Genomic DNA, 26,331 nt, shown 5'->3' on the forward strand with positions numbered 1-26,331 from the left:
TTCCAAAGAGAAGGGGTAATCACATGAAAACAGCCGCAAAAAAAGTTCGTCAAACGGGTGCTCTGTTGTTGTGTACCACATTCCTGCTGCTCGCGGCCTGCGGAGGAGGCGGCAGCCAGGCCGCTACGGGAGAACCGTATGACGAGAACTCCAAAGCGACGATCAGCTGGCTCAATATTCTGCATACCGCTTCTCCGCCGACCGACACCATTTTAAACAAAATCGAAGAAAAAACGAATGCGGATATCCAGTTCTCCTGGATTCCGGATGCTTCCAAAGAAGAGCGGATCAATACCTCCCTCGCTTCGGATTCGCTTGCCGATGTCGTGACGCTTACGCTGCTCGACAATTCTTCGGTGCGCAACTCCCTCAAGTCGGGTCTGTTCTGGGAAGTCGAGCCGTATCTGAACGATTATCCGAATCTGGCCAAAATTTCCGAAGACACGCGCCGTTCCGCTTCGATCGGAGGCAAGCTGTACGGGGTCCCGTTCCAGAAAGATCTGGCGCGCAACGGAATCACGATCCGCAAAGACTGGCTGGACAAGCTTGGAATGAAAGTGCCGCATACGACCGATGAACTGATGGAAGTAGCGCGGGCTTTCACGGAAGACGATCCGGACGGCAACGGCAAAGACGATACGACGGGCTTTGTCGATCGCAGCGATCTGGTGTACGGGGCGTTCAAGACGCTGAGTTCGTATTTCGGGACGCCCAATATCTGGCAGGTGAGCGAAGACGGCAAGATGACGCCCGAGTTCATGACCGATTCGTACGTCAAGACGATGGATTACATGAAGACTCTCTATGAAAAAGGGTATATCAATCAGGACTTTGCCGTCACCGCCAAAACCGACCAGCAGCAGAAGTTTGCGCAGGGCCGTGCCGGTATCTATGTAGGGGCGATCTTCGACAGCAAGAATCTGCTCAATATGGCCAAAGGGCTTCAGGACGATATGGATCTCGTGCTGGTCAATGATATGACCTCAACCGGAAACGAAGCGGATCGCGCGATCTGGGCGGCCAATAACGGAATCGGCGGACTGCTGGCCTTCCCAAGGTCCGAAGTCAAAGACGAAGCCGAGCTGAAACGGATCCTGAAGTTCGTGAACGATCTGATGGACGAAGAAAGTTACGCATTGATGACCTACGGAATCGAAGGAACCCACTATACGGTCGACGACCAGGATGCGGTGACGATTACCGATACCGATCTGTGGCAGCAGGAAGTGCAGCCGTTTGCCGCCAGCCGTCCCAAAGAAAGCGGGTATGCGATTCACGATGCGGACCCGCTGAAACAGGAATCGGACAAACTGATTGCCGATAACGCCAAATACGCCGTGCTGAATCCGGCCTACTCGCTGGAATCGGAAACCTATAACACCCAGGGTTCCGAACTGCAAAAAATGATCATGGATGCCACGTACAAGTATATCTTGGGCGAACTGGATCGGGCGGGATTCGATGCGGCGGTGGAGAGCTGGAAGAATGCCGGAGGAGCAACCATCATTTCCGAATATGAAGCCGCTTACAAAGAGTCGCAATCGTAAATTGCATCTTACTGATCGAATCGCACGGAATCGAAGATCCGGACGGGGCGGGCTGCCGCTCCGGTCCGCAAGGAGGATGGCATGAACAATCTCGAGACACAATCGACAAGATGGAGTATCCGAACCGCGGAATCCATCATGGAACGGATGCCGCGGCTGCATGAGTGCAACGGTCTTAACGGCAAATGGTCGTACGATTACGGCGTTGTGCTGAAAGGGTTCGAAGCGCTCTGGCGGCATACCGGCGACAATCGGTATTTCCGTTATATCCAACAGCAGATGGACCATTTTGTGCAGGAAGACGGAAGTATTCGCGGATACACGGAAGACGAGTACAATATCGACCATATCAACAACGGCAAGCTGCTGTTCGCCTTGCACGCGGAGACCGGAGAACGCAAATACCGTCTGGCCGCCGGTCGGCTGCGCGGACAGTTGGAACGCCATCCCCGGACCTCGGAAGGCGCTTTCTGGCATAAAGAGATCTATCCGTATCAAATCTGGCTCGACGGCTTGTATATGGGGGCTCCGTTCTATCTTCAATATCAACTGGAATACGCGAACGGCGAAGGGCTGGACGACATCACCCGGCAGTTTATCCTGTGCGAACGGCATACGCGCGACCCCGAAACGGGTCTGCTGTTCCATGCCTGGGACGAGAAAAAGGTACAACCCTGGTGCGATCCGGATACAGGGCTGTCGCCTCATTTCTGGGGACGCTCGCTCGGCTGGTTCGTGATGGCGCTGGTGGACGTATTGGAACGACTGCCGGGCAGCCATACGGATGCTTCCGAACTGCGCCGGATTCTGGTCGATACGCTGACGGCGCTGCGCCGCTACCAGGAAGCCGATTCGGGTGTCTGGTATCAAATTGTCGACTGCGGTACGCGCAAAGGCAATTATCTCGAAGCGTCGGCTTCCATCATGATCGCTTACGCCGTCGCCAAAGGGATCCGGCTCGGCGTGCTGGATCAGACATGGCAGGAAACGCTGGACCGGGCATTCCGCGGGATATTGGGCGAATTTGTACTGGAGACCAAAGAAGGCTGGATCAATCTGAACAAGAACTGTCAGGTCGCCGGTCTCGGCGGCGCGGACAAGCGGGACGGCACCTTCGCCTACTACATCAGCGAGCCGATCGTGACCAACGATTTGAAAGGTCTAGGCGCTTTCTTGAAGTTCTGCGCGGAATACGAATGGACGCTGCCGGAAGCCAATCGCGCAAAAGGGGTGTCCGCGCGCCGGGAAGGAGCGGATTCCGTTGGGCATGTATAACGTTAACGATTACGGAGCTTTCCCCGGCGGGAAAGAGCGGTCGACCGCCGGCATTCAAGCGGCAATCGATGCCGCGGCGCTTGCCGGAGGAGGTACCGTGTTTATCCCTGCGGGGCAGTATTTCACCGGGTCGATCGCGCTGCGCAGCCGGATCGAACTTCGGTTCAGTCCGGGCGCGGTACTGAGCTTCAGTACCGATCCTGCGGATTATCCGGTGGTGGATTCCCGCTGGGAAGGGGTGCGCCGGCAGGTTTACGCTTCCTGCATCTACGGGTCCGGCCTCGAACAAGTCTCGATCACGGGAGGCGGCACGCTCGAAGGCTGCGGCCAGGTGTGGTGGGAACGGCACCGCGGCGCTGCGGAAGAACTGGCGTATCCGCGTCCGAAACTGATCGGACTCGATTCCTGCAGCCGGGTGACGCTGCGCGACTTGAATCTGCGCAATTCGCCGAGCTGGACGGTCAATCCCGTATTGTGTACGGATGTCACGATCGACAATCTGTCGATTCTTAATCCGGCGGATTCGCCCAACACCGACGGAATCAATCCGGAATCGTGCAGCGGCGTACGAATCGTCAACTGTCATATCGATGTCGGCGACGACTGTATCGCGATCAAGTCGGGCACCGAAGACACCGAAGACCGGGTGCCCTGCGAGAATATTTCCATCTCCAACTGCACGATGCTGCACGGACACGGGGCCGTTGTGCTGGGCAGCGAAATGAGTGGGGATATCCGCAATGTCGTGATCCAGAACTGTATATTCAAGCAGACCGACCGGGGAATCCGTTTCAAATCAAGACGCGGTCGGGGCGGAATCGTCGAAGATATTCGGATCAGCCATATCGTGATGGAAGAAGTGATCTGTCCCTTTATTCTCAACTTGTATTATTTCTGCGGACCGAGAGGCAAAGACCGTTATGCGTGGGATAAGAATCCGTATCCGGTGACCCGGGATACCCCGCAGTTCCGTCGTATCCATTTCGCCCATATCACGGCCCGTCAGGTCCACGCGGCGGCCGGATTCCTGTACGGACTGGCCGAGATGCCGGTGTCGGAAATCACGTTCGAAGACGTCGAGATTTCGATGGCCGAGCATGCCGTACCGGGGCTGCCGGCGATGATGGCCGACCTCGAGCCGATGCGTGCACGGGGCTTCTATCTGGGCAATGCCCAAGATATCGGCTTTTATCGGGTACGTATTTCGGGACACGAGGGTCCGGCTTTCCGGGTCGAAAACGGCGAAAATATCGAGATCGAGGCCTGCCGTTCGCGGGATCGTACAGGGTCCAAAGAACTTGTGATCGAACGGGCCTTTTCCGAAGCCACTTCTTGAGCCTATTCATTTTGCGAAGCGAGGAGGAATGACCGATGCGCGACGATCCGCTGTGGAAGTGCCTGGGCGACCTGCCGGCAAATCAGGACGTTCGGGCCCGCTCGATCCGGCGGGACACACAAGACGGCTACCGCCTGGAATCGTTGATGCTGGAGCTGAACGGCATCGAAGAAGTGCCGGCTTATGTCGCGATGCCGACCGAAGGTTCCGGCCCGTATCCGCTGGTCCTGTTCAACCATTCGCACGGCGGGATGTATGAACAGGGAAAGCGGGAATTGATCCGCAGCAGTTCCTATCTGCAGCAGGAATCGTTCGCCCAAGCGTTGACCGGAATGGGATACGCCGTAGGCTGCATCGATATGTGGTGCTTCGGCGAGCGCAGCGGCAGAAGCGAGAGCGAGACGTTCAAGGAGATGCTCTGGAACGGACAGGTGATGTGGGGCATGATGCTCCACGATAATCTGAAATTTCTGGATTATCTATCCGGAAGAGAAGATATCGACGCTTCGAGGGTTGCGACAGTAGGCATGTCGATGGGCGGACTGATGGCCTGGTGGTCGTCGGCGCTCGACGGACGGATCGGAGTGACGGTCGATATCTGCGGGCAGGTGGAAGCCCGGGCATTGATCGAGCGGCGCGGTCTGGATCACCACGGGTTTTATTCGTATGTGCCCGGGCTGCTGAAACATGTCGAAACGCTGGATATTCAGAAGCGCATCGCGCCAAGGCCCCGGATCAGTCTGACCGGCAGGCACGACAGGTTGTGTCCACCCGAAGGGGTGCGGCGGCTGGATGAAGGACTCCGGTCCGCTTATGCGGAAACCGGACATGCCGAACATTGGCGCTGCGTTTCGGCGAGCGGCGGGCATGCGGAGACGCTCGATATGCGGGAAACCTGGCTGGCTTTTCTGAACAAGCATTTATAAACAAGCGGGCCGGACGGGCGGAACCGTCCGGCTGCCGCCCGTTGACAAGGAGGGAACCATGGTGCTTTGGGTAGGCAGGGAACCTTATTGCGATTACGCGACGCTTCGCGAAGCGGTGGAAGAAGCGGAGCGCCGTGCGCCGGATGTGCCGGAGACGATCTGCCTGCTGCCGGGTATCTACCGCGAGCAGGTGACCATTTATCGCTCCCATTTGTCGATTATCGGAATCGGACAGGTAGAGATTGCCATGGACCGCCATGCCCGGGAGCCGGACGGAAAAGGCGGGGAGATCGGCACTTTCGCCACGCCGACGCTGTTCCTCGGAGGGAGCGATCTTCGGATTGCGAATATCACCGTGTCGAATACGTCGGGACAAGGGGCCGAGATCGGGCAGGCGATCGCACTGACGGCGCACTGCGACCGAACGGTGTTCCGCGGCTGCACCTTCCGGGGGTATCAGGACACCCTGTTCACAGGACCTCTCCCGCCTTCGCCGAAAAAAGGCGGCGGCACTTCGTTCGGAGGCGTCGAAATCCGCCAGACGCATGACCGGTACAGACAGCTGTATATGAACTGCCGGATCGAAGGCACGGTCGACTACATCTTCGGCGGGGCTTCCGCTTGTTTCGAACACTGCGAGCTCCGCAGCCGGCTTCGTGCGGGGGATGAACCGTTCGGTTATGTGACGGCCGCTTCCACGCCGCGGGATCAAGCATGGGGGTACGTGTTTTTTGAATGTCTGTTGACCGCCGAGCCGGCTGTTCCCGCGGGTTCGGTCTATCTGGGCCGGCCTTGGCGCGAATATGCGCGGACGGTATTTGCCGGCTGCCGGATGGGAGACCATATTCATCCCTCCGGCTGGCACGACTGGAATCAACCCGCCAATCGGCAGACGGCCGATTACCGGGAATACGAGGCGGCAGCGGCGGCATTGCCTGCCGCCCGCGCCGATTGGGCGGTCAGCCGCCCAAACGGGGCCGAAGCCTGGAACAAAAAATCGCTGTTTCCGGATGATCCTTTCTGGGCATAATACGGCGAATAAAGAGCCAAATCGGCAGGTGAAAGAAAGGGGAATGTTAGGATGCACACGGGGGAAAAAGAAGCGGCTGCCGCCAGGCAGACGGGAGCGCGGACCGCGATCGAGAATCCGGTATTGAGAGGGTTCAATCCCGACCCGTGTCTGATTCGGGTTGAAGGAACCTATTACGTCGCCGTCTCGTCGTTCGAATGGCTGCCGGGAATCCGGATCTATTCTTCCGACGATCTGGCCTATTGGAGCCACCGGACCGATGTGCTCCGAGAAGCGGCCGACTTGGCCGGAAACCCGCACAACTGCAGTATTTGGGCGCCGCAGCTGAGTTACGCGGACGGCCTTTTTCATCTGATCTATACGGATGTCAAAAGCACACGCCGTCCGTTCAAAGATGTCCGCAATTACCTCATTACGGCCTCTTCGATCGAAGGGCCGTGGTCCGAACCGGTGTATCTGAACGGAATCGGCTTCGATCCTTCGCTGTTCCATGACGATGACGGCCGCAAATGGCTGCTGAACGTGCTCTGGGATCACCGGATTTCGGAAGGCAACAAATCGGTCGGCATTACTATTCAGGAGTATGATCCCTTGCTGCGCCGGATGATCGGCCGTCCCGTCAAGATCTTCGACGGAACGGAGCTTCGCAAAACGGAGGCGCCGCATATGTACCGGCACGGCGGCTGGTATTATCTGATTACGGCCGAGGGAGGAACCGGGGCGGGGCATGCGGTGACCGTGGCCCGGTCGCGCGGACTGCACGGTCCTTATGAAGTCGATCCAGGCAACCCGGTGCTGACTTCGGGCGATCGGCCGGACTGGCCTCTGCAGTGCGCCGGACATGCCAGCCTGGTCGATACGCCGGGCGGGGATTGGGTCATCGCGCATCTGTGTACGCGTCCGATCGAAGGCGAATATGCGATTTTAGGCCGGGAAACGGCGCTGCAGCGGGTCCGCTGGGACGAAGAAGGCTGGCTGAGACTGCTTGAAGGCGGGCATACTCCGCAGCTGACTTTTCTTCTGCCCGAAGAGTATGCGTCATCGGGGTCGGAACTTTCGAGCGGCGAAGGGAGCTTCGAAGACGGATTTGAAGGTGCCGAACTGCAGGCGGGCTGGAACGGTCCGCGCATTCTGCCAAACGCTGACTGGTGCTCGTTGAACGCCAGGCCGGGCTATCTTCGCCTGACGGCCGGAGAATCGCCCCAGAGTCTGTTTCGCCATCATCTGCTGGCGATCCGGCAGACGGACCGTTCTTTCCGGGCCGAGACAACCGTCGATTATCGTCCTCTATCTTTTTTGCAGATGGCCGGTCTGATGCTGTATCTCTGCGAAACCCGGTATCTATACGCTTTTATCAGCCACGACGAACGGCAGGGACGTATTGTGTCGATCATGCGGGGAGAGGAAGACGAATTCGAACTGATGGAACATCCGGTTTCCCTGGCGGAAGAAGGCGAAATCGGACTGGCGGTGGAAGTCGACGGACTTCGGGCGACATTCGGGTATCGCTTAGGCGGCTCCGGCGAATGGAAGAGTCTGGGCGAGCCTTATTCGATCGGTTTTCTGTCGGGAGGGTTCACGGGAAATTTCGTTGGAATCGCCGTGCACGACCTGGAGCAGCTGCACGGCAGCCATGCGGACTTCGGATATTTCCGCTATTCGGGATACAAATAACGAATAAAAAGCGCCATCGGGGTAAGGAAAAAAAAGCTGCGAGCATGCCTCGACAGCTTTTTTTTGCATAGATTTTCGAAAGGTTTCAATTATCTGAAAACAAGGATTCGGCCAAAAACTTAAAGCGTTTTCGATTTTTTTCGGACAACTTTCTCGAAATTCGCCAAAGTCGTCGGATAAGCGAGAATAAACGACTATTTGATATGAATGAATGCGCTGACAACGCCAGCCGCATGCATAGAAGGCCCATTGCCGGAATACGCTTTTTTCCTCGCTTTGCCGGGATAAAGGCAGGGTGATACACTGCATTATGCCAAACATATGTATCTTTATGCGGAATGGGACGAACGGCTCAAATCGGCGTTCCTACAAACGAGGAGGAAAGACATGAACGTTCTCAGGCGACTGCAGGACTATTACTGGGAGAAGAAGACGTATATGTTCGTCTCGATTCTTTTTCTGGCAATCGCTACTGCACTGGGGTTGGTCTACCCCAAACTGCTCCAGATCTTGATCGATGACGTGATTGTGCCCCGAAACTTCGAAGGAGTGCCGCAGCTTGCGCTTGCCGTGGTCGGCGTAGTGACGATCAAAGCGGTCATGCAGTTCCTGCACGGCTTCTTCGGCGCGCGGCTTGGTAACTTTCTGGCTTACCGGCTGCGCAATGCCTGCTACGAAAAACTTCAATTTCTGTCTTTCCGTTACTACGACACGGCCAGAACCGGCGACCTGATGTCCCGGCTGACCGGCGATCTCGAAGCGATCCGGCTGTTTATCGGCTTCGGCTTCGCCCAAATCCTCAACTTGTTCCTGATGGTGGGTTTCGGAGCGGCCATGATGCTCTCGATCAACTGGCAGCTGACGCTGTTTACACTGGTCACGATTCCTCCGCTCGTTTTTGTCGCTCTGCGTTTCGAAGCCCGCATTCATCCGGCTTTTCAGGAAATGCGCCTTGCGCTCAGCTCTTTGACGACAGCGGTGCAGGAGAACGTAACGGGTGTCCGCACCGTCAAGGCATTTGCGCGCGAACCGCACGAAGTGAGCAAATTCTCGGTGCGCAACGACCGCTACAAAGACAATCAGCTGCATGCTTCGGGATTATGGAGCCGTTATTTCCCGGTCATGGAACTGCTTGCGTCGGGCTGTGCGGTGCTGCTGGTCGGCGTCGGCGGTACGATGGTCATCCGGGGCAGTCTGACGATCGGGGAGCTGGTCGCCTTTTTCAGTCTGATCTGGTACATTATCGGACCGATGTGGGGGCTCGGCTTCCATATCAACAACTATACGCAGTCCGAAGCTTCGGGTGAGCGCGTACTGGAAATCCTGAACCAGCCGATCGAAGTGCGCGACAAAGAAAACGCCATTTCGCTGGAAGGACGGGAAACGAGCGGACATGTCAAGTTCGACCGTGTCGGATTCGCCTACGGCAACAAACTGCACGCCGTACACGATATCAGCTTCGATGCTCCGGCCGGCAAGGTCATCGGTCTGCTGGGCGGCACAGGTGCCGGCAAATCGACCATTATCCAACTGCTCATGCGCGCCTACGATGTCACGGAAGGCACGATCACGCTCGACGGAACGGATATCCGGGATATCCGGGTCGAAGATCTGCGCGGACAAATCTCCACCGTCTTCCAGGAAACCTTCCTGTTCTCCTCGACGATCAAAGGCAATATCGGTTACGGAATCGGTGACGTTCCGATGGAAGAAATCGTTCGTGCGGCGAAGCTTGCCAAAGCGCACGACTTTATTATGGAAATGAAGGAAGGCTACGATACGGTCGTCGGCGAACGCGGCATGGGCTTGTCCGGCGGACAGAAACAGCGGATCGCCATTGCGCGCGCCCTGCTCAAGAATCCGAAAATCCTGATTCTGGACGATGCGACCAGCGCCGTGGATATGGAGACCGAACACGAGATTCAGGCCGGATTCCAGGAAGTCATGAAAGGGCGAACAACCTTCATCATTGCCCACCGGATTTCTTCGCTGCGCCATGCCGACGAAATTCTTGTACTAAACGAAGGACGGGTTGTCCAGAGGGGCCGGCACGAAGAATTGATTGCCCAACCGGGTCCTTATCAGGAAGTCTATGCGATTCAATATGCCGACCATATCGCCCAAACGGAGCAGGCCAATGAAGGGGGGGCGAACCTGTGAGCACGCACAGCGGGAAATTCAATCCCAAACTTGGGAAAAAGCCGCAAAACGATCCCGACCAGAGCCGCTTCGTATACAAGGACGACGACGAAATCGACAAAGCGTTTAACTGGAAACAGTTCGGCCGGCTCTTCTCGTACATGCGCCCTTACGCCAGGCAGATGCTGCCGCTGATTATCCTGATGACGATTCTCGGGACAGTCACCAAACTGGCGGTGCCTTACCTGACCGGCGTGCTTGCGATCGACAAAGCGATCAAGAACAGCGACCTGACGCTTCTGTATATCGTAACGGGGACGGTGCTTGGTTTGTACGTCGTCCAATGGGCGGCCAACGTTTTCCGGATCCGATACACGAATATCATCGGGCAGCGGGTCATTTACGATATCCGCTCCTCCTTGTTCACCCATATCCAGAAGCTGTCGTTCAACTTTTTCGACAAGCGTCCGGCCGGTTCCGTTCTCGTGCGGGTGACGAACGATGTCAACTCGCTGCAGGATCTGTTTACGAACGGGGCCGTCAACGCGATGATCGACTGCGTACAGTTGGCGGGGATTATCGTCATCTTGCTGCTGATCAACTGGAAGCTGGGGCTTGCGGTGATGATTACGGTTCCGATCATGTTCTTTATCTCGACCAAGCTGCGCCAGAAGATCCGGATGGCCTGGCAGGATGTGCGCCTCAAGAATTCGAGGATCAACTCGCACTTGAACGAAGCGATCCAGGGAATCCGGGTCACCCAGGCTTATACGCAGGAAAAAGAAAACATGAAATTCTTCAACGGCATGAATGCGGAAAGCCGACAGTCGTGGAACCGCGCTTCGACGATGAACCAGGCCTTCGGGCCGATGATCGAAATTACGGGCGGCGTCGGCTCGATGATCCTGTTCTGGTACGGAACGTATTTGATCCAGCAGGGAGAAGTGACGGTCGGCCTGCTCGTGACGTTTGCGAACTATGTCGGCAACTTCTGGGACCCGATCAACCGGTTGGGGCAGATGTACAACCAGCTGCTTGTGGCGATGGCTTCGTCGGAGCGGATCTTCGAGTTCCTGGACGAAAAGCCGAGCGTCGGCGACAAACCGGGAGCTGCGGCGCTGCCGAAAATCGAAGGCCATGTCAAACTTGAAAAAGTGGTGTTCGAATACGAACCCGGACGGCAGGCGCTCAAAGGAATCGATATCGAAGCGAAAGCGGGACAGTCGATTGCGCTCGTCGGCCATACCGGTTCCGGCAAATCGACGATCATCAATCTGCTCAGCCGTTTCTACGATGTGACGGAAGGGTCCGTCAAGATCGACGGCGTCGACGTACGGGATGTCAAATTGGAAAGTCTGCGTGCCCAGATCGGGATCGTGCTTCAGGACACCTTTATTTTCTCGGGCACGATTCGCGAAAATATCCGGTTCGGCCGCCTCGATGCAACCGACGGGGAGATCGAAGCCGTAACCAAGGCCGTCAAAGCGCACGAGTTCATCATGTCGCTGCCCGGAGGTTACGATACGGAAGTCGAAGAACGCGGCAGCGCCCTTTCGATGGGACAGCGCCAGCTGCTCTCGTTCGCCCGGGCCCTGCTTGCCGATCCGCGCATCTTGATCCTGGACGAAGCGACGGCCAGTATCGATACCGAGACCGAGCTGAAGATCCAGGAAGCGCTCAAAGTGCTGCTTCAGGGACGGACGTCCTTTATTGTGGCCCACCGTCTCTCGACGATCCGCCATGCCGACAAGATTATCGTGCTCGATCACGGCGAGATCAAGGAACAAGGCACGCATGCGGAGCTTATCCGGCATGGAGGCATCTACAACGGTCTGGTCGAAGCCCAATTCCGTTTTTTGTAAAAAAGATTGAGCATTGAAAATTTCTGGCGAATTAAATATGTAAACCGAAAACCTGCGACAATTTTCGCGGGTTTTCGCTATTTTTTCATAAAAATTTGATCGATCAGGGTTGCAATTCAGTCGGCCAGCACACAAAATAGAAAGGAACAACACAAAAGGCGTAGGAGTTGGTCAAACGATGTGGGGTGCTCCATTATCCGCGGACGCGAAGAAAATATTGCTTCTCGGCAGCGGTGAACTGGGCAAGGAAGTCGTGATCGAGGCCCAGCGTCTCGGCGTAGAATGTATTGCGGTAGACCGTTACCCGGATGCTCCGGCCATGCAGGTCGCGCATCGCGGCCACGTGATCGATATGTTGGACGCGGACGCGCTGAGAGAATTGATCTTGAAGGAACGTCCAGATCTGATCATACCGGAGATCGAAGCGATCGCCACAACGATGCTGCAGCAGTTGGAAAGCGAAGGATTTCGCGTCATTCCGACAGCAACGGCGGCAAGATTGACGATGGACCGCGAAGGAATTCGCCGGCTGGCCTCGGAAACGCTTGGGCTGCCGACGGCCGCGTACCGTTTTGCGGATACGCTGGAAGAACTGAAGAGTGCCGTAGCGGAACTCGGTTCGCCGTGTGTCATCAAACCGCTGATGAGTTCGTCGGGCAAAGGGCAGAGCGTGCTCCGAACGCCCGAAGATGCGGAGAAGTGCTGGCAGTTCGCGCTGGAAGGCGCGCGCGCCAAGAACAGTACCCGTGTCATCGTGGAAGCGTTCGTTCCGTTCGAGAGCGAAATTACGCTGCTTACGGTTCGAAGCGTATCGGGGACGACTTTTTGCCCGCCGATCGGACATATCCAGAAAGACGGCGACTATGTGGAATCCTGGCAGCCGCATCCGATGGACGAGGCCAAGCTGGAAGAAGCCAAGCGCATCGCCAAAGTCATTACGGACGAGCTGGGCGGATACGGACTGTTCGGCGTCGAATTGTTCCTGACGAAGGATGGCGTCGTCTTCAGCGAAGTGTCGCCGCGCCCGCACGATACCGGTATGGTGACGATGGCTACGCAGGATTTGTCGGAGTTCGCTCTGCATGTCCGGGCGATTCTCGGTCTGCCGGTCACGGAAGTGCACCTGCTTACTCCCGGCGCTTCCGCCACTTTAAAAGCAAGTCGGGCAAGTAAACGTTTCAAGGTCGGAGGTCTGACGGAAGCATTGAGCGTTCCGCGTACCCAGATTCGGGTATTCGGCAAGCCGGATTCAAAGCCGGGACGCAGAATGGCCGTCGCGCTCAGCGCGGCGGAAGATGTGGAGACTGCGCGGAACCGGGCTCGCGAAGCGGCCGGTCTGCTAAAAGAGGAGTATTCGGATGACAACTAACGTACTGGAAAAAACAGCGGATCTTCGCACGGCTTCTTGCAGCGATGCGGGGGTCCTGACAGAGCTGATGCGCAAACTGTCGTATCCCACGACACCAAGCGTGATGCGCGAACAGTTGGAAAGCCGCGAAAACAATCCGAATTACCTGACTTATTTGGCGGAGCGCCACGGAGAAACGGTCGGCATGATCGCCCTGCGTCGAATTCCCGCACGGGGCAAAGAACCGCAGATGACGCAGATTGCGGGTCTTGTGGTCAACGAAGACTGCCGCGGCTGCGGCATTGGCCGTCTGCTCGTGGAACAGGCGGAGGCCTGGGCGCGCGAATCGGGCAGCCGACTGCTGTTCCTGACGGGCATCAACCGGGAAGACCGGCTGGGCGCGCACGATTTTTACCGGAATGCGGGCTTTGAGAAATACGGCTGCAAATTTATAAAATCTCTTTAGGCCCCAACCGGCTTTTTAGAAACACAAACGAAATCTATCCCCTTCGGTTCCGGCTCCTGCGAGCGGAGCCTTTTTGTTTCAGGGAAACCGGGGAACGCCGGGCAGACGGCCCGGCTGTTTGCATGATTCCGAACAAGGAGGAGACAGCCTTATGATAAAGGGAACGACAAGAGCCGAATGTTCAATTGAGGGCGGCGCGCGAAGTCGGGAATCCGGATGCTTTCGAGCGGAGCGCTGGAGCAGGATGGCTTTGGGGTTCCTGCTGGCCTGCGGTCTCTGCACCGCTCTGCCGGCTGGCGAAGCCCGTGCCCAAACGGCTTACGAAGCGGCCTATGCCAAAGAGACGGCGGATAAGTCGAAATTCACGGCCAAAGTGGTTTACCTGGTTAATCTGGAGCGCCGCAAAGCGGGGCTCAAGCCGCTCACTCTCGATCACAAGGTGGCCAAAGCTTCGCGGCTTAAAGCGATCGACATGTCGAAAAAGCGGTATTTCGATCATCACTCGCCGACGTACGGCTCGCCGTTCAATTTGTTGAAGCTGCAAAAGGTCGTTTATCGGACGGCGGGGGAGAATATCGCAATGGGTCAGCGTTCGCCGGAAGAAGTCATGCGCAGCTGGATGAAGAGTTCCGGACACCGCACGAATATCCTGGATCCGAACTTTACGTCAATAGGTGTCGGCTTCTATAACGGGTATTGGGTTCAGCTGTTTATCGGTTGAGCCCGTCTGCGCCGACCGCATAACAAAAGAAACCCAACCTCCCGGGAGGTTGGGTTTCTTCATTATATAAAGGAATGGGACATGTAGGACTTGAACCTACAACCTGTCGATTAAGAGTCGAATGCTCTACCAATTGAGCTAATGTCCCATATTTCTTGTAACGGCCGCCCGATCAAATTTGTATGCTTGTTCCTGGCGACAAGAAATATCTTACCACAGATTAAAATAGTTTGGCAAGCACTTTATCAAAAAAAGTTTGTAAGAGGTTTTGATTCGTTTGCAAACCGCTTCACAAATCCTTATGGTAAAATTAAAACAGATAGGCCCGTAAGTACAGGGCACGCGGGGGGAGGAAGAACAGCATGAATTCATGGAAATGGATCTGGCGAACGACCGCCGTATCTTCGGCCGCGGCTACGCTTTTGTTGGCTGTCGGTTTCGGTTACGGAGCAAAAGAGCTGGTCTTCCCAAGCGCGAATCGGATCGATACGGAAACTTCCGCCAAAGCACCGCTCGCGGAGCGGACTCCTTCGGTGGAAGAAGGGAATTACCGGATCGTCTCGATCGGCGATTCGCTTGCGAAGGGCACGGGCGATACGACCGGACAAGGATTTGCCAGGCGGACAGCCGCACTGCTGGACAAAAAAAGCGAACGCGAAGTTCGTTTTCTGAATAATCTGGGCATCAACGGAATGACGACCGACGAACTGCTCCAAGAGCTGGAAGAGCCCGGCATCCAATACGTATTGAAGCAAGCGAACGTGATTTTGCTCTCGGTCGGAGCGAACGACTTGTTCCGGGGCGGCGCCGCCCTGCAGGCGGGTACGAATAATCCTAGCGCCGCCGCGCTCGCCGAAGCGCTGCCTGCCGCTTCGAACCGTCTCGGAGAAGCGCTTGACCGACTGCGCGAGATCAATGCGTCGGCACAAATCGTATATCTCGGTTTGTACAATCCGTTCGGCGACATCGAATCGCTGCGCCAGGCGGGAGACGAAGGGATCGCCGAGTGGAATGCCAAAGCGGCGGAGCGGATCGCCAAAGGACAAAACATGATGCTGACGCCGACTTTCGACTTGTTCCAGAGAAACACGGCGGCTTATTTGTCGTTTGATCACTTCCATCCCAATTCGGCGGGTTACCAGCGCATTGCCGAGCGGGTCGTACAGGGACTGGAATAAATCTGCGCCGGGCGGAGCTTCTCATCATGTGCGAATTTCGGCCGATATGGTTAGGGAAAGGGCGATGAAGCATGCAACAGTCAAATGGAGATTTCGTGCTGCGCGTCCGCGATCTGAACAAGCGGATCGGACGCAAACCGATTATCCGCACCATCAGCTTCGATGTACGGGAAGGCGAAATCTTCGGATTCTTGGGTCCGAACGGCGCCGGTAAAACGACCACGATCCGCATGCTTGTCGGGTTAATCAAACCTACGTCCGGCAGCGTGGAAATTTGCGGATACGACGTGCAGAAACAGCCGGAAGAAGCGTTAAAATACGTAGGGTCCATCGTCGAGAATCCCGAAATGTATCCTTTTCTGACGGGATGGGAGAATTTGATGCACTTTGCCCGCATGCATGACGGGATCGGGGAAGACCGGATCCGGGAAGTGACGGAGCTTGTCCATCTGGGCGGACGGATTCATGAAAAGGTGCGTACGTATTCGCTTGGCATGCGGCAGCGGCTCGGGATTGCGCAGGCGCTGCTTGCCCGTCCCAAACTGCTGATTCTGGATGAGCCCACCAACGGACTCGATCCCAAAGGCATCAAAGAGATGCGGAGCTTTATTCGGGAGCTTGCCGCCGGAGGACTGGCCGTGTTCGTATCCAGTCACCTGCTGAGCGAAATTCAGCTGCTGTGCGACCGCGTTGCGATTATCGGCGGAGGCCGGGAACTCGCCGTCGGATCGGTCGAGGAATTGATGGGAGCCGGCCGGGGAATGGTCATCTGGGACACGGAGCCCCGCGACCGGGCGGAGCGGCTGCTGCGCGAATATGCCGATATCGCCGTTCTGGACCCGGCCGGCGCCGCCGGGCTGGACGATACGGCTGCGGCGCTGCTCAATGCGCGCAGCATCGTCACCGAAACGCCGGAAGAACGCGTGGCCGAAGTGCTGGAGCGGATGGTCCGCGAAGGCATCGCGATCCGGGGCATGCACCGCGTCGCTCCGACGCTGGAGCGGTTTTTCCTGCAAATGACAGAGGGGGAAGGCATCGAGTGAAACGATTTTGGGCCATGGTACAAAATGAAGTCGTCAAGATCGTCAAAAAGAAGCGTTTCTATATCGTTCTGCTCATTCTGGCCGTTATGGTGCCGGTCTTCAGTTACGCGCAGATGAAGCAGTCGCTTGAACGCCGGGAAAGTTACGGCAGCGACTGGCGGCTTGAGGTGCAGCAGGCCATTATCGACAACCAGAATTCCTTGAGCAGCGACCGCGTGCCGCAGGAATGGAAAGTCTACCGGCAGATTTATATTCAACAGATGCAGTATTACCTCGATAACGACGTCAATCCGAACGAACCGGGCGGAGTGACTTTTACGCGGGAATTTATCGATAACGCTTCGACCCTGTTTATTCCGCTTATGATCATGACGATCGCCTCCGATCTCGTTTCTTCCGAACGGACCGGGGGAACGATCAAGATGCTGCTGACGCGTCCGAACCGAAGATGGAAAGTGCTGCTCAGCAAATTGACGGCGCTGCTCATGTTCGTCTCGCTGATCGTCGCCAGCGCCTATCTGATCTGCTACGCGATCGCGGGACTGTTTTTCGGATACACCGGCTGGAGCATTCCGATCTTTACCGGGTTCGTGCTGAACGGCTCCGATGTCGATCTCGGCTATGTCCAAGCGACGCCGCAGTGGCAGTACCTGCTGATGCAGGCCGGTCTGGTCTGGTTCGTGGGTGTGGTCGTGGCGCTGCTGGCTTTCATGGTTACGGTTCTGGTGCGGAGCACGGCGGCGAGTATCGTCGTGATGATGGCCGCATTAATCTCCGGTTCGATTCTGGCGAATATGGCTTCGGCCTGGACAAGCGCCAAGTATTTGTTTATGGTCAATCTCGGGCTTACGCAGTATCTGGCGGGAAGTCCGGCGCCGATCGAAGGCATGACACTGGGCTTTTCGCTGGCCGTTTTGGCGGTCTGGGGCGCGGTTTCCGTTATTATTTCTTTTATCGTCTTTACGAAGAGGGACGTTTTGACTTAGAATAAAAAGAGCGAAAATGAAAACACTTGTTTGCATTTTGGGAGTTTGAAGTTTCGAAAGCAAAGAGCGAGCAAGAGAGAAAGAAGGGGAAATCATGGCCGAACAGATCGATACGGCGGAACAGACGGCGGCGAAAATCGTCGAAGGATACGGTGCGGACGATATTCAGGTGCTGGAAGGACTGGTAGCGGTCCGCAAACGGCCCGGTATGTATATCGGGAGTACGAGCGCATCGGGCCTGCATCATCTCGTATGGGAAATCATCGATAATGCCGTGGACGAACATTTGGCCAAACACTGCGACCGGATCGAAGTGGCGCTGAACAAAGACGGATCCGTTACGGTCCGCGACAACGGGCGCGGCATTCCGACCGGCATGCACAAGAGCGGCGTACCGACACCGCAGGTCGTTTACACGGTTCTGCACGCCGGGGGCAAATTCGGCGGCGGGGGATATAAGAAGTCCGGCGGTCTGCACGGCGTCGGAGCGTCTGTAACCAACGCGCTTTCGGAATGGCTTGAAGTTGAAATTTACCGCGACGGCAAAATTCACCGCCAGCGGTTCGAATATCGCGTGGACAAGAAAGGCGCGGAACACGTCGGCGATCCGGTAACCGGACTCGAAGTGCTCGGCAATACGAGACAGACCGGCACGAAGGTTACGTTCAAGCCGGATATTCGCGTGTTCAAGAGCGGGATTTCGCTCAGCTACGATACGCTGGCCGAGCGTCTGCAGGAGATTGCTTTCCTGAACTCGGGTCTGCGCATCGTACTGACGGATCAGCGCAGCGACAAAGCCGACGAGTTTTATTACGAAGGCGGCGCGAAGCAGTTTGTCGAGTTCTTGAACGAAGGCAAGGAAGTGCTGCACGAAGTCGTGCGGTTCTATGCCGAGAAAGAAGATATCGAAGTCGAGGTGGCTTTCCAATACAATGCCGGCTACACCGAGACGATCGCTTCTTTCGTCAACTCCATACCGACGCGCGGCGGGGGTACCCACGAGACCGGATTCAAGACGGCGTATACGCGGGCGCTGAATGAATACGCACGCAAAACGGGCGTTCTAAAAGAAAAAGACAAAAACCTCGAAGGCGGCGACCTGCGCGAAGGCATGATGGCCGTTATCAGCGTCAAGATGGGCGAAGTGGAATTCGTCGGCCAGACCAAAGATCAGCTGGGCAGCGCTTCGGCGCGAAGCGCGGTCGATTCGATCGTCTCCGACAAAACCGCGCAGTTCCTGGAAGAAAATCCTCAGGTCGCGCAGATTCTGATCCGCAAATCGGTTCAGGCGGCGCGGGCCAGGGAAGCGGCGCGCAAAGCGCGCGACGAGATGCGCACAGGCAAGAAGCGCAGCGAAAGTTCCAACCTGAACGGCAAACTGACCCCGGCACAATCCAAAGACTTTACCAAGACGGAACTGTTTATCGTCGAAGGCGATTCAGCCGGCGGTTCGGCCAAACAGGGTCGGGATTCGAAGATCCAGGCGATTCTGCCGCTCAAAGGTAAGCCGCTCAATCCGGAAAAAGCCAAATTGGCGGAGATTCTCAAGAACGAAGAATACAGGGCTATCGTTTCGGCGATCGGCGCGGGCATCGGTCCGGAGTTCGCCGTGGAAGACAGCAATTTCTCCAAGATCGTCATCATGACCGACGCGGATACGGACGGCGCGCATATCCAGGTGCTGCTGCTGACCTTCTTCTACCGGTACATGAAGCCGATGATCGATCAGGGTAAGGTCTATATCGCCCAGCCGCCGCTGTTCAAAATCACGCGCAAAGGCTCCCGCAAGAACGACGTGTCCTATGCCTGGAGCGACGAAGAGCTGGAGAAACTGACGAAGAATGCCAAGAACTTCGAACTTCAACGTTACAAAGGCCTCGGCGAGATGAACCCGGACCAGCTCTGGGAAACGACGATGGACCCGACGACACGCACGCTGCTTCAGGTGCAGATCGAAGACGCCGCCAAAGCCGAACGCCGCGTATCGACGCTGATGGGCGACAAAGTCGACCCGCGCAAGCGTTGGATCGTGGAGCATGTGGACTTTACCGAAGTCGACGAATAAGCAGCAGAAGGAGATTTTTAACCAATGAGCGTACCGGAAGAACAATTCAAGCCGGCTTTTCTCGAAGAAGTGGTCGGAGACCGCTTTGGCCGGTATTCCAAATATATTATCCAGGACCGGGCTATTCCCGACGTTCGCGACGGACTGAAGCCGGTTCAGCGCCGAATCTTGTACGCCATGTACGAATCGGGCAACACGCCGGAAAAAGGCTACCGCAAATCGGCCAAAACGGTCGGCGACGTCATGGGCAACTATCATCCGCACGGAGACTCTTCGATCTACGAAGGCATGGTGCGGATGGCACAGCCCTGGAAAATGGCGCATACGCTTGTGGACGGACACGGCAACTGGGGTTCCATCGACGACGACCCGGCAGCGGCGATGCGTTATACGGAAGCCCGCCTGTCGACCATCGCCATGGAAATGCTGCGCGATATCGACAAGCGTACCGTGCAGTTCAAAGATAACTTCGATAATACGGCGAAAGAACCTGTCGTGCTGCCGGCCCGTTATCCGAATCTGCTCGTAAACGGCGTCAGCGGCATTTCGGCGGGATTCGCCACGGAAATTCCTCCGCACAATCTGCAGGAAGTCATCGACGCCTGTATCGCGGTGATGGAAAATCCGGCGATCGATCTGGACGGGATCATGCAGCATATCAAAGGTCCCGACTTCCCGACCGGAGGGATTGTGATGGGCGAAGCGGGGATCCGCGAAGCCTACTCGACGGGACGCGGCAAGATCCAGGTTCGTTCGAGAACGGAGATCGAGAATCTGCGCGGAGGCAAGCAGCAGCTTGTCATTACGCAGATCCCGTATCAGGTTGTCAAATCTCGTTTGGTGACGGCCATGGAAAATATCCGGCTGGAGAAAAAAGTCGAAGGCATTGCCGAAGTGCGGGACGAGAGCGGACGCGAAGGCATGCGCATCGTGGTCGAATTGAAAAAAGAAGCGGACGCAAACGGAATTTTGGCTTATCTGCTCAAAAAAACCGATCTGCAGGTCAGCTATAACTTCAATATGGTCGCGATTGTCAACAAAGCGCCGCAGCAGCTTGGCGTCAAGCCGATTCTTGAAGCGTATATCGGGCATCAGCGCGAAGTCATTACCAAACGGACCTCGCATGAGCTGGAAAAAGCCAAAGACCGTTCCCACGTCCTCGAAGGCCTGGTCAAAGCGCTGAATATTCTGGACGACGTCGTTGCGGCTATCCGGGCTTCGAAGAACCGTCAGGATGCCCAGAACAATCTGCAGTGGATGTTCGGATTTACCGAACGCCAGGCCGATTCGATCTTGACCCTCCAACTGTACCGGCTTACCAATCTCGAGATCACGCAGCTGGAGAAAGAACATTCGGAACTCGAAAAAAGAATTGCGGTGCTGGAAGGCATCTTGTCGAGCGATCGGAAGCTGAATGCGGTAATCCGCAAAGAACTGACGGAGATTCGGGACAAGTTCGGGATTCTCCGCCGTTCGGAACTGCAAAGCGAAGTCGAGGAGATCAAGCTGAATCTGGAAGTAATGATTCCGCAGGAAGAAGTCATCGTCTCGCTGTCGCAGGAAGGCTACATCAAACGGACCGGCATGCCTTCGTTTACACGTTCGGGCAGCGACCGGAGCGCCTCCGGTGCACGGGAAGGCGATTATATCCGTCAGCTGCTGGATGTCAGCACGCTGGACCGTCTGCTCGTGTTTACCCAGAAAGGACAATTCTATCTGCTGCCGGTTCACCAGATTCCGGAATTCAAGTGGAAAGATAACGGAACGGCGATCGTCAATGTGATTCCTCTGGACAAAGAGGAGCGGATCGTCTCGATTATTCCGGTCAAAGAACTGGAAGAGTCGGAGCAGTCGCTTGTGTTTACGACCCGCAAAGGCCAAGTGAAACGCACGCTGCTGCGCGATTACGCGACCAAGCGAAGCGGAGGCATGGCGGCCTGCAAGCTGGGTGACGGAGACGAAGTTCTGCACGTCAATCTGAGCGACGGAAACAAGGATATTCTGCTCATTACGGCGGAAGGCATGAGTATTCGCTTCGGCGAACAGGAGATTTCCACGATGGGCCGCGTCTCGACCGGTGTCCGCGGAATCCAGCTCAAGGAAGGCGATGAAGTGGTCTCGGCGCTGTTTGTCACAGGAGATGACGGCGAAGTGCTGGTCGTCAGCGATTTGGCGTATGCCAAGCGTTCGATGCTGCTCGAGTATCCGTCGCAGAGCCGCGGCGGCAAAGGAATTGCGACATTCGAATTCAAGGAAGGCAAACGGGTGAAGCCAAACGGAACCCGTCTCGTCGGCGCTTACAATACCCGGAGCACGCTGCCTGCGGTTGCGGTACTGTCCAGCGGAGAAAGACTTGAGTTCCCGGCCGGCAAAGCTTCGCTGACCGAACGCAAGCATATCGGCAGAGCGCTGCTTGCGATCGAAAAACCGGTAACGGTCGTCGATCTGCTTCCTTCGTTCGAGCGCGAACCTGTCCTTTAATCACAATTGCAAAAAAGACGTTCGGTCAGCTGCATAAGCGGCTATCCGAACGTCTTTTTGGTATGTTTTTCAAACGAAAAGATTCTGAAGCAGAGGCTGCTATTCGCCGTGCTCCAGTTCTTCGCGCAGCATCTTGTAGACGCTGCCTGACCACTGGGTCCATGGTGCAGCGGCCGGCGGCATCGAGATCAGCAGCGTCGATTCTTTCGTAATCGGATGCGGGAAGCGGAGGCGTACCGACCACAAAGCAATTTGTTCGCCGGGCTTGGTCTGCGACGCGCCGTACTTCTGATCGCCGTACAGCGGGCAGCCGAGGCTGCTCATCTGAACACGGATCTGGTGGGAGCGGCCCGTATGCAGCTCGACGCGCACCAGAGCCCGTCTGCCGTCATCGGCGAGTACCGAATAGTCCAGAATAGCTTCTTTGGCGCCGGGCGTTCCTTTGGTGACCGCCGTTACGGTGTTGCTGCGTTCGTCTTTGAGCAGATAATGGACCAGACGACCTTCGCGTTCGCGGGGCACGCCGTTGGTGACGGCCGCGTAGGTCTTGCGGATCGAATGCGTACGCACCGCATCCGAGAGACGCGAAGCGCCTTTCGACGTTTTGGCGAAGACCATCGCGCCGCCTACGGGACGATCCAGCCGATGGACCAGCCCGAGAAAGACATTGCCGGGTTTGTCATGCCGGATTTTGAGATCCCGCTTCAGCAGGGTCAGCATGTCGAGGTCGCCGCTAGCGTCTTCCTGCACCGGGATATTGACCGGCTTTACGACACCGAGCACATGGTTGTCTTCCAGCAGCACGGGAATAGGAGAGACCGCCCGGGCGTCGTCTCGGAATTCTGCCGGCGAATGCGCCGGACGGTCGTCCTGCTGCCGATCCCGCCGGATATCGCCTTTCATCAGTTCGACTCCCAGCGACCGAGGATGCCGCACGGCAGCGTCAGGCCGGAACGGCTGATCGGCAGGCCGATTTCGCCAGCGCTGATCTGTCCGCCGTAGCGCGGCTTCATCGTCATTTCCAGCATGTTCGACAGCACGGTCGGCGAGATGCCGGTTGTGTACGAATTGATCAGCATGAACAGCGGATTGTCGGACAGAATCTGCATGCACGATTCCAGGAACGGATATAGGCTCGATTCCAGTTTCCACGTCTCGCCGTTAGGCCCGCGTCCGTAGGAGGGAGGATCCATGATAATGGCGTCGTATTTATTGCCGCGGCGCTGTTCACGCTGTACAAACTTGAATACGTCGTCTGTGATAAAGCGTACCGGACGGTCGTTGAGACCGGAAAGCTGAATATTTTCCTTGGCCCATTGAACCATGCCTTTTGCCGCATCGACATGGACAACGCTCGCGCCGGCATAGGCCGAAGCGACGGTTGCACCGCCCGTATAGGCAAACAGGTTAAGGACTTGGATCGGGCGCCCGGCATGCTGGATCTTGTCCATCATCCAGCTCCAGTTGGCCGCCTGTTCCGGGAACAACCCCGTATGCTTGAAGCTGGTCGGCTTGATATAGAATTTCAGCTTGTCTTCGTAGGAGATGGTCCAGCGCTCCGGCAGCGTAGTCTTCCAGGTCCAGCTGCCTCCGCCTGCCGAGCTGCGGTGATAATGTCCCGCCGTTTCGCGCCAAGGCCCGCTTTCGTCCGCGATTGGCCAGATGATCTGCGGGTCCGGACGCCGCAGAACAACGTCGCCCCAGCGTTCCAGTTTGTCGCCTGCGCCGGTATCGATCAGTTCGTAATCTTTCCAATTTTGAGCCATATACATAGAAATTAAACCACCCTTGTTTTGTCGTTGTTGCGCCCGAATTTTACGAAGTTTATACGCTGTCGTTCGCTGTGTTTCCCAGAATATTATTGTACCCGAGGAGGGGGTAAAAAGCCAGAAATTCAAAAACGTTTGACATTGATAATCATTATCATTTATGATGTGGCATATCGGAATTCGCCGATGGGGCCAATTCCTGTTTTCACCACAAATTTTGGAGGTCTGATCATGAGCAAACTCATTCTCATATATGCCAGCATGACCGGCAATACGGAAGAAATGTCGGAATTGATTACAAAAGGCATCGAAGAATCCGGCGGAGAAGTTACGGTCAAATTGGCCGAAGACTGCAACGCCGATCTTCTGCTGCAGTACGACGGAATGATTCTGGGGGCATATACCTGGGGAGACGGCGAGCTGCCGGACGAGTTCCTCGATTTCTATGACGAATTGGACGAACTGGACCTATCGGGCAAAAAGGCGGCTGTGTTCGGCAGCGGCGATACCGTCTATGAGCAGTTTGCCAAAGCGGTCGACCTGCTGCAGGAAAAATTGGCGGAACGGGGCGCCGAGATGGTACTCGAACCGCTCAAATTGGAACTTAATCCGTCAGGCGACGAACGCGGGGCCTGCCTGGCCTTTGGCAGAAACTTTGCCGGCAGCGCGGTTAGCGTATGAGGGAAGAGCAGGGCCAACTACCGCTTGACGAACAGCCCGGGCTGCTGGAAGATCACCGGTTGGAACGCTGGCTGGCCTCGGTTCGAAATCCGGATCCATCGCGCGCTGCACAGGGGAAGCGTCCGCACCGGGAGAGTCGGCACGAGGAGGCGGGACCTGCGTCTGCCGACGCCGCTTACTCTTGGGCGCAGCGGGTCCAGTACGCCGTAGGCCATGCGGTCAACCGTTACTATGCGGCGGAACCGGAATTCCGGCAGCATGCCGATTCCGGCGAATTGGTCGATTACCGATGGCCGCGCAGGATCTCTTATTTCGATTCCGAGAAAAGTTACTGGGAGCTCAAAGACCAGGTGATCCGCAGTCTGGCTTCTTTTTTCGCGGCGAACGGCTATGAAGGAAAGCGTCCGGTTCTGCTCTACGAACAGTTCGAGACCTACGTCCCCGAGCTGGAGCTGAACCTGTCGATGATCTTCCAGGTCGCTTGGCAGCGCGGGAACCGGGAAGGCCTTCATCTTCAGAAATTCGTCGTCGAATACGATCCGCAGGTGCTCGACGGTTACCGGCATGCGGCCCGCGTTTTTTGCCGGCATGCGTTCGGAACGGATCCTTCCGTAATCGAAGTCTACACGGTGCTGGGCGGAGAACGGATCGAGCTGACGCTTGAAGATGTGCCGTACGAGAAGTCGCTCGATTATCTCAAACTGGCTTACAGCGGAATGGAAGAAGAACAGAAGAGCGGATGCGGCTGCGGATGCGGCCGACAGGAATCGGAACCGATCACGGGATCGGCTCCGTGCTGAAGTCCGCCGGTTGTCCGGCGGAGCCGTTTCGACTCGAACGTCTACTCGTTTCCGGCGGTCTTGGCAGGCTTCAAAGACCAAAATCGTAGTAATCCTGGATCGCGTAGGAACGGAACCCGCAGCTCTCGTAGAGATGCAGGGCATTTTCGTTCTGCGTTTCCACTCCGATATAAGGGCGTCTGCCCGACTCGTTCTCGCGGCGAATAATCTGGGCGAGAATACTGCGTCCGAGTCCTTGTCCGCGGGAGCTGCGCTCGATAACGAAGCCGAACACCCAAGCCTGCGCAGGCGTATCGTAGTCCATCACAAAAGTACCGACCGAGCGCCCTTTATGGACGACCATGCTGCGGACACGGTTGACGCTGCGGCTTTCTTCATCAAGCATGGCCTGCGCATCTTCTTCGCTCGTACCGAATCCGTCGGAGCAGAGCTCCAGGATCGTAACGCGGTCTCCGGGTTCGTAAGGACGGTAAGAGACGGATACGCTTTGGCCTGCAGCTCGCGGCATCTCGTCTGCCGCATCCGCATGCCAAGCCATTTCGTGTTCGGAAAAATCGTAGCGGCAGCGAATCGTTTTTAGCCAGGCCCGGGCAGACGCCGAAGCTTGGGGCGCATTCAACAAAATCGTTGTCGTAGGCGCCGGATCGATCGAAGCCAGCGCTTCTTCCCACAGCCGGGTGAAAATTCCCCGTCTGCGGAATTCCGGATGGACCATGCCGCACACTTCGTATTGACTGCCGAAACCGTACAGGGCTGCAAAGCCGACCAGCTGTCCGTTTTCGTAATAAAAATGATCCATATCAGGCGGACGCGTATCCATTTTCAGCATATCGCCGTTTAGTTTGAGCGAAAGATGATCCGTTTTCTCGCATAGATGCTGCAGCTCTTCGATTTCTTGAAGTTGTCGTTCGTTCAGCAAAGGAACCTCCTGTCGCGGCGTGTTTGTCAACCGCTTCTCAAATACGGTTAGTATACCATGGAAACAGCCGTATACCGCAAAAAAC

21 protein-coding genes and 1 tRNA gene are annotated in these 26,331 nt (G+C 56.4%); 18 read left to right on the plus strand and 4 right to left on the minus strand.

The window, feature by feature from the left end:
- Positions 1-23: 23 nt before the first annotated feature.
- The 11 genes from HOP44_RS03400 (at position 24) to HOP44_RS03450 (ending at position 14,324) form a co-directional block, all read left to right on the plus strand.
- On the plus strand, positions 24-1,547 hold the full coding sequence (locus HOP44_RS03400; RefSeq protein ID WP_172250542.1) for an extracellular solute-binding protein: 1,524 nt from the start codon (positions 24-26) through the stop codon (positions 1,545-1,547).
- Between the two features lie 81 nt (positions 1,548-1,628).
- A complete protein-coding gene (locus tag HOP44_RS03405) occupies positions 1,629-2,822 on the plus strand; it encodes a glycoside hydrolase family 88/105 protein (protein ID WP_172250544.1) in 1,194 nt (397 codons plus the stop codon).
- Complete coding sequence (locus HOP44_RS03410; protein ID WP_172250546.1) at positions 2,809-4,158, plus strand: glycoside hydrolase family 28 protein; 1,350 nt, start codon at positions 2,809-2,811, stop codon at positions 4,156-4,158. The genes HOP44_RS03405 and HOP44_RS03410 overlap by 14 nt, the downstream gene beginning before the upstream one ends.
- Before the next feature lie 35 nt (positions 4,159-4,193).
- Positions 4,194-5,084 carry a dienelactone hydrolase family protein gene (locus tag HOP44_RS03415; RefSeq protein WP_172250548.1) on the plus strand — a complete coding sequence of 297 codons (891 nt, stop codon included), beginning with the start codon at positions 4,194-4,196 and terminating at the stop codon, positions 5,082-5,084.
- A gap of 58 nt (positions 5,085-5,142) precedes the next feature.
- Positions 5,143-6,114: a pectinesterase family protein gene (locus HOP44_RS03420; RefSeq protein ID WP_172250550.1), complete on the plus strand. Its 972-nt coding sequence runs from the start codon at positions 5,143-5,145 to the stop codon at positions 6,112-6,114.
- A gap of 51 nt (positions 6,115-6,165) precedes the next feature.
- Positions 6,166-7,788, plus strand: coding sequence for a glycoside hydrolase family 43 protein (locus tag HOP44_RS03425; RefSeq protein ID WP_172250552.1), 1,623 nt, complete (start codon positions 6,166-6,168; stop codon positions 7,786-7,788).
- Positions 7,789-8,175: 387 nt separating this feature from the next.
- A complete protein-coding gene (locus HOP44_RS03430; RefSeq protein ID WP_172250554.1) occupies positions 8,176-9,948 on the plus strand; it encodes an ABC transporter ATP-binding protein in 1,773 nt (590 codons plus the stop codon).
- Entirely contained in the window at positions 9,945-11,789 is a 1,845-nt protein-coding gene (locus HOP44_RS03435) for an ABC transporter transmembrane domain-containing protein (RefSeq protein WP_172250556.1), read from the plus strand. The genes HOP44_RS03430 and HOP44_RS03435 overlap by 4 nt, the downstream gene beginning before the upstream one ends.
- Positions 11,790-11,967: 178 nt before the next feature.
- The gene (gene purT, locus HOP44_RS03440) at positions 11,968-13,158 is read left to right on the plus strand and encodes a formate-dependent phosphoribosylglycinamide formyltransferase (protein ID WP_172250558.1); all 1,191 of its coding nucleotides are present in this window, start codon (positions 11,968-11,970) and stop codon (positions 13,156-13,158) included.
- Positions 13,148-13,603 carry a GNAT family N-acetyltransferase gene (locus HOP44_RS03445; protein ID WP_172250560.1) on the plus strand — a complete coding sequence of 152 codons (456 nt, stop codon included), beginning with the start codon at positions 13,148-13,150 and terminating at the stop codon, positions 13,601-13,603. The genes purT and HOP44_RS03445 overlap by 11 nt, the downstream gene beginning before the upstream one ends.
- Before the next feature lie 244 nt (positions 13,604-13,847).
- Positions 13,848-14,324, plus strand: a complete 477-nt coding sequence (locus tag HOP44_RS03450; RefSeq protein WP_343059732.1) for a CAP domain-containing protein — start codon at positions 13,848-13,850, stop codon at positions 14,322-14,324.
- A 75-nt stretch (positions 14,325-14,399) separates the two neighbouring features.
- Here the strand turns inward: HOP44_RS03450 and HOP44_RS03455 are convergent.
- Positions 14,400-14,472, minus strand: a tRNA-Lys gene (locus HOP44_RS03455).
- A 214-nt stretch (positions 14,473-14,686) separates the two neighbouring features.
- Between HOP44_RS03455 and HOP44_RS03460 the strand changes: the two genes are divergently transcribed.
- The 5 genes from HOP44_RS03460 to gyrA all read left to right on the plus strand — a co-directional run bounded on the left by HOP44_RS03460 (position 14,687) and on the right by gyrA (position 22,077).
- Positions 14,687-15,502, plus strand: coding sequence for a GDSL-type esterase/lipase family protein (locus tag HOP44_RS03460; protein WP_172250564.1), 816 nt, complete (start codon positions 14,687-14,689; stop codon positions 15,500-15,502).
- A gap of 71 nt (positions 15,503-15,573) precedes the next feature.
- Entirely contained in the window at positions 15,574-16,545 is a 972-nt protein-coding gene (locus HOP44_RS03465; RefSeq protein ID WP_172250566.1) for an ABC transporter ATP-binding protein, read from the plus strand.
- Positions 16,542-17,531, plus strand: a complete 990-nt coding sequence (locus tag HOP44_RS03470) for an ABC transporter permease subunit (RefSeq protein ID WP_425501796.1) — start codon at positions 16,542-16,544, stop codon at positions 17,529-17,531. Before HOP44_RS03465 ends, HOP44_RS03470 begins: the two co-directional genes overlap by 4 nt.
- Positions 17,532-17,625: 94 nt before the next feature.
- Positions 17,626-19,596, plus strand: coding sequence for a DNA topoisomerase IV subunit B (parE, locus tag HOP44_RS03475; RefSeq protein ID WP_172250568.1), 1,971 nt, complete (start codon positions 17,626-17,628; stop codon positions 19,594-19,596).
- Between the two features lie 24 nt (positions 19,597-19,620).
- Complete coding sequence (gene gyrA, locus HOP44_RS03480) at positions 19,621-22,077, plus strand: DNA gyrase subunit A (RefSeq protein ID WP_172250570.1); 2,457 nt, start codon at positions 19,621-19,623, stop codon at positions 22,075-22,077.
- A gap of 99 nt (positions 22,078-22,176) precedes the next feature.
- On the opposite strand, the gene HOP44_RS03485 is transcribed toward gyrA, so the two are convergent.
- Complete coding sequence (locus tag HOP44_RS03485) at positions 22,177-22,980, minus strand: RluA family pseudouridine synthase (RefSeq protein WP_172250572.1); 804 nt, start codon at positions 22,978-22,980, stop codon at positions 22,177-22,179.
- Positions 22,980-23,849 carry a class I SAM-dependent methyltransferase gene (locus HOP44_RS03490; protein WP_172250574.1) on the minus strand — a complete coding sequence of 290 codons (870 nt, stop codon included), beginning with the start codon at positions 23,847-23,849 and terminating at the stop codon, positions 22,980-22,982. Before HOP44_RS03490 ends, HOP44_RS03485 begins: the two co-directional genes overlap by 1 nt.
- A 228-nt stretch (positions 23,850-24,077) precedes the next feature.
- On the opposite strand from HOP44_RS03490, the gene HOP44_RS03495 reads away from it, so the two are divergent.
- Positions 24,078-24,527: a flavodoxin gene (locus HOP44_RS03495; RefSeq protein WP_172250576.1), complete on the plus strand. Its 450-nt coding sequence runs from the start codon at positions 24,078-24,080 to the stop codon at positions 24,525-24,527.
- A complete protein-coding gene (locus HOP44_RS03500) occupies positions 24,524-25,327 on the plus strand; it encodes a hypothetical protein (RefSeq protein ID WP_172250578.1) in 804 nt (267 codons plus the stop codon). Before HOP44_RS03495 ends, HOP44_RS03500 begins: the two co-directional genes overlap by 4 nt.
- A gap of 70 nt (positions 25,328-25,397) precedes the next feature.
- On the opposite strand, the gene HOP44_RS03505 is transcribed toward HOP44_RS03500, so the two are convergent.
- The gene (locus HOP44_RS03505; RefSeq protein ID WP_172250580.1) at positions 25,398-26,246 is read right to left on the minus strand and encodes a GNAT family N-acetyltransferase; all 849 of its coding nucleotides are present in this window, start codon (positions 26,244-26,246) and stop codon (positions 25,398-25,400) included.
- Positions 26,247-26,331: the final 85 nt, after the last annotated feature.

The organism is Saccharibacillus deserti, assembly GCF_013618475.1.
GTDB lineage: Bacteria > Bacillota > Bacilli > Paenibacillales > Paenibacillaceae > Saccharibacillus > Saccharibacillus deserti.

Coding starts and splice junctions, on each gene's coding strand:
- HOP44_RS03400 (WP_172250542.1), top strand. CDS start 24: ATGAAAACAGCCGCAAAAAAAGTTCGTCAAACGGGTGCTCTGTTGTTG.
- HOP44_RS03405 (WP_172250544.1), top strand. CDS start 1,629: ATGAACAATCTCGAGACACAATCGACAAGATGGAGTATCCGAACCGCG.
- HOP44_RS03415 (WP_172250548.1), top strand. CDS start 4,194: ATGCGCGACGATCCGCTGTGGAAGTGCCTGGGCGACCTGCCGGCAAAT.
- HOP44_RS03420 (WP_172250550.1), top strand. CDS start 5,143: ATGGTGCTTTGGGTAGGCAGGGAACCTTATTGCGATTACGCGACGCTT.
- HOP44_RS03425 (WP_172250552.1), top strand. CDS start 6,166: ATGCACACGGGGGAAAAAGAAGCGGCTGCCGCCAGGCAGACGGGAGCG.
- HOP44_RS03430 (WP_172250554.1), top strand. CDS start 8,176: ATGAACGTTCTCAGGCGACTGCAGGACTATTACTGGGAGAAGAAGACG.
- purT (WP_172250558.1), top strand. CDS start 11,968: ATGTGGGGTGCTCCATTATCCGCGGACGCGAAGAAAATATTGCTTCTC.
- HOP44_RS03445 (WP_172250560.1), top strand. CDS start 13,148: ATGACAACTAACGTACTGGAAAAAACAGCGGATCTTCGCACGGCTTCT.
- HOP44_RS03450 (WP_343059732.1), top strand. CDS start 13,848: ATGGCTTTGGGGTTCCTGCTGGCCTGCGGTCTCTGCACCGCTCTGCCG.
- HOP44_RS03460 (WP_172250564.1), top strand. CDS start 14,687: ATGAATTCATGGAAATGGATCTGGCGAACGACCGCCGTATCTTCGGCC.
- HOP44_RS03465 (WP_172250566.1), top strand. CDS start 15,574: ATGCAACAGTCAAATGGAGATTTCGTGCTGCGCGTCCGCGATCTGAAC.
- parE (WP_172250568.1), top strand. CDS start 17,626: ATGGCCGAACAGATCGATACGGCGGAACAGACGGCGGCGAAAATCGTC.
- gyrA (WP_172250570.1), top strand. CDS start 19,621: ATGAGCGTACCGGAAGAACAATTCAAGCCGGCTTTTCTCGAAGAAGTG.
- HOP44_RS03485 (WP_172250572.1), bottom strand. CDS start 22,980: ATGAAAGGCGATATCCGGCGGGATCGGCAGCAGGACGACCGTCCGGCG.
- HOP44_RS03490 (WP_172250574.1), bottom strand. CDS start 23,849: ATGTATATGGCTCAAAATTGGAAAGATTACGAACTGATCGATACCGGC.
- HOP44_RS03495 (WP_172250576.1), top strand. CDS start 24,078: ATGAGCAAACTCATTCTCATATATGCCAGCATGACCGGCAATACGGAA.
- HOP44_RS03500 (WP_172250578.1), top strand. CDS start 24,524: ATGAGGGAAGAGCAGGGCCAACTACCGCTTGACGAACAGCCCGGGCTG.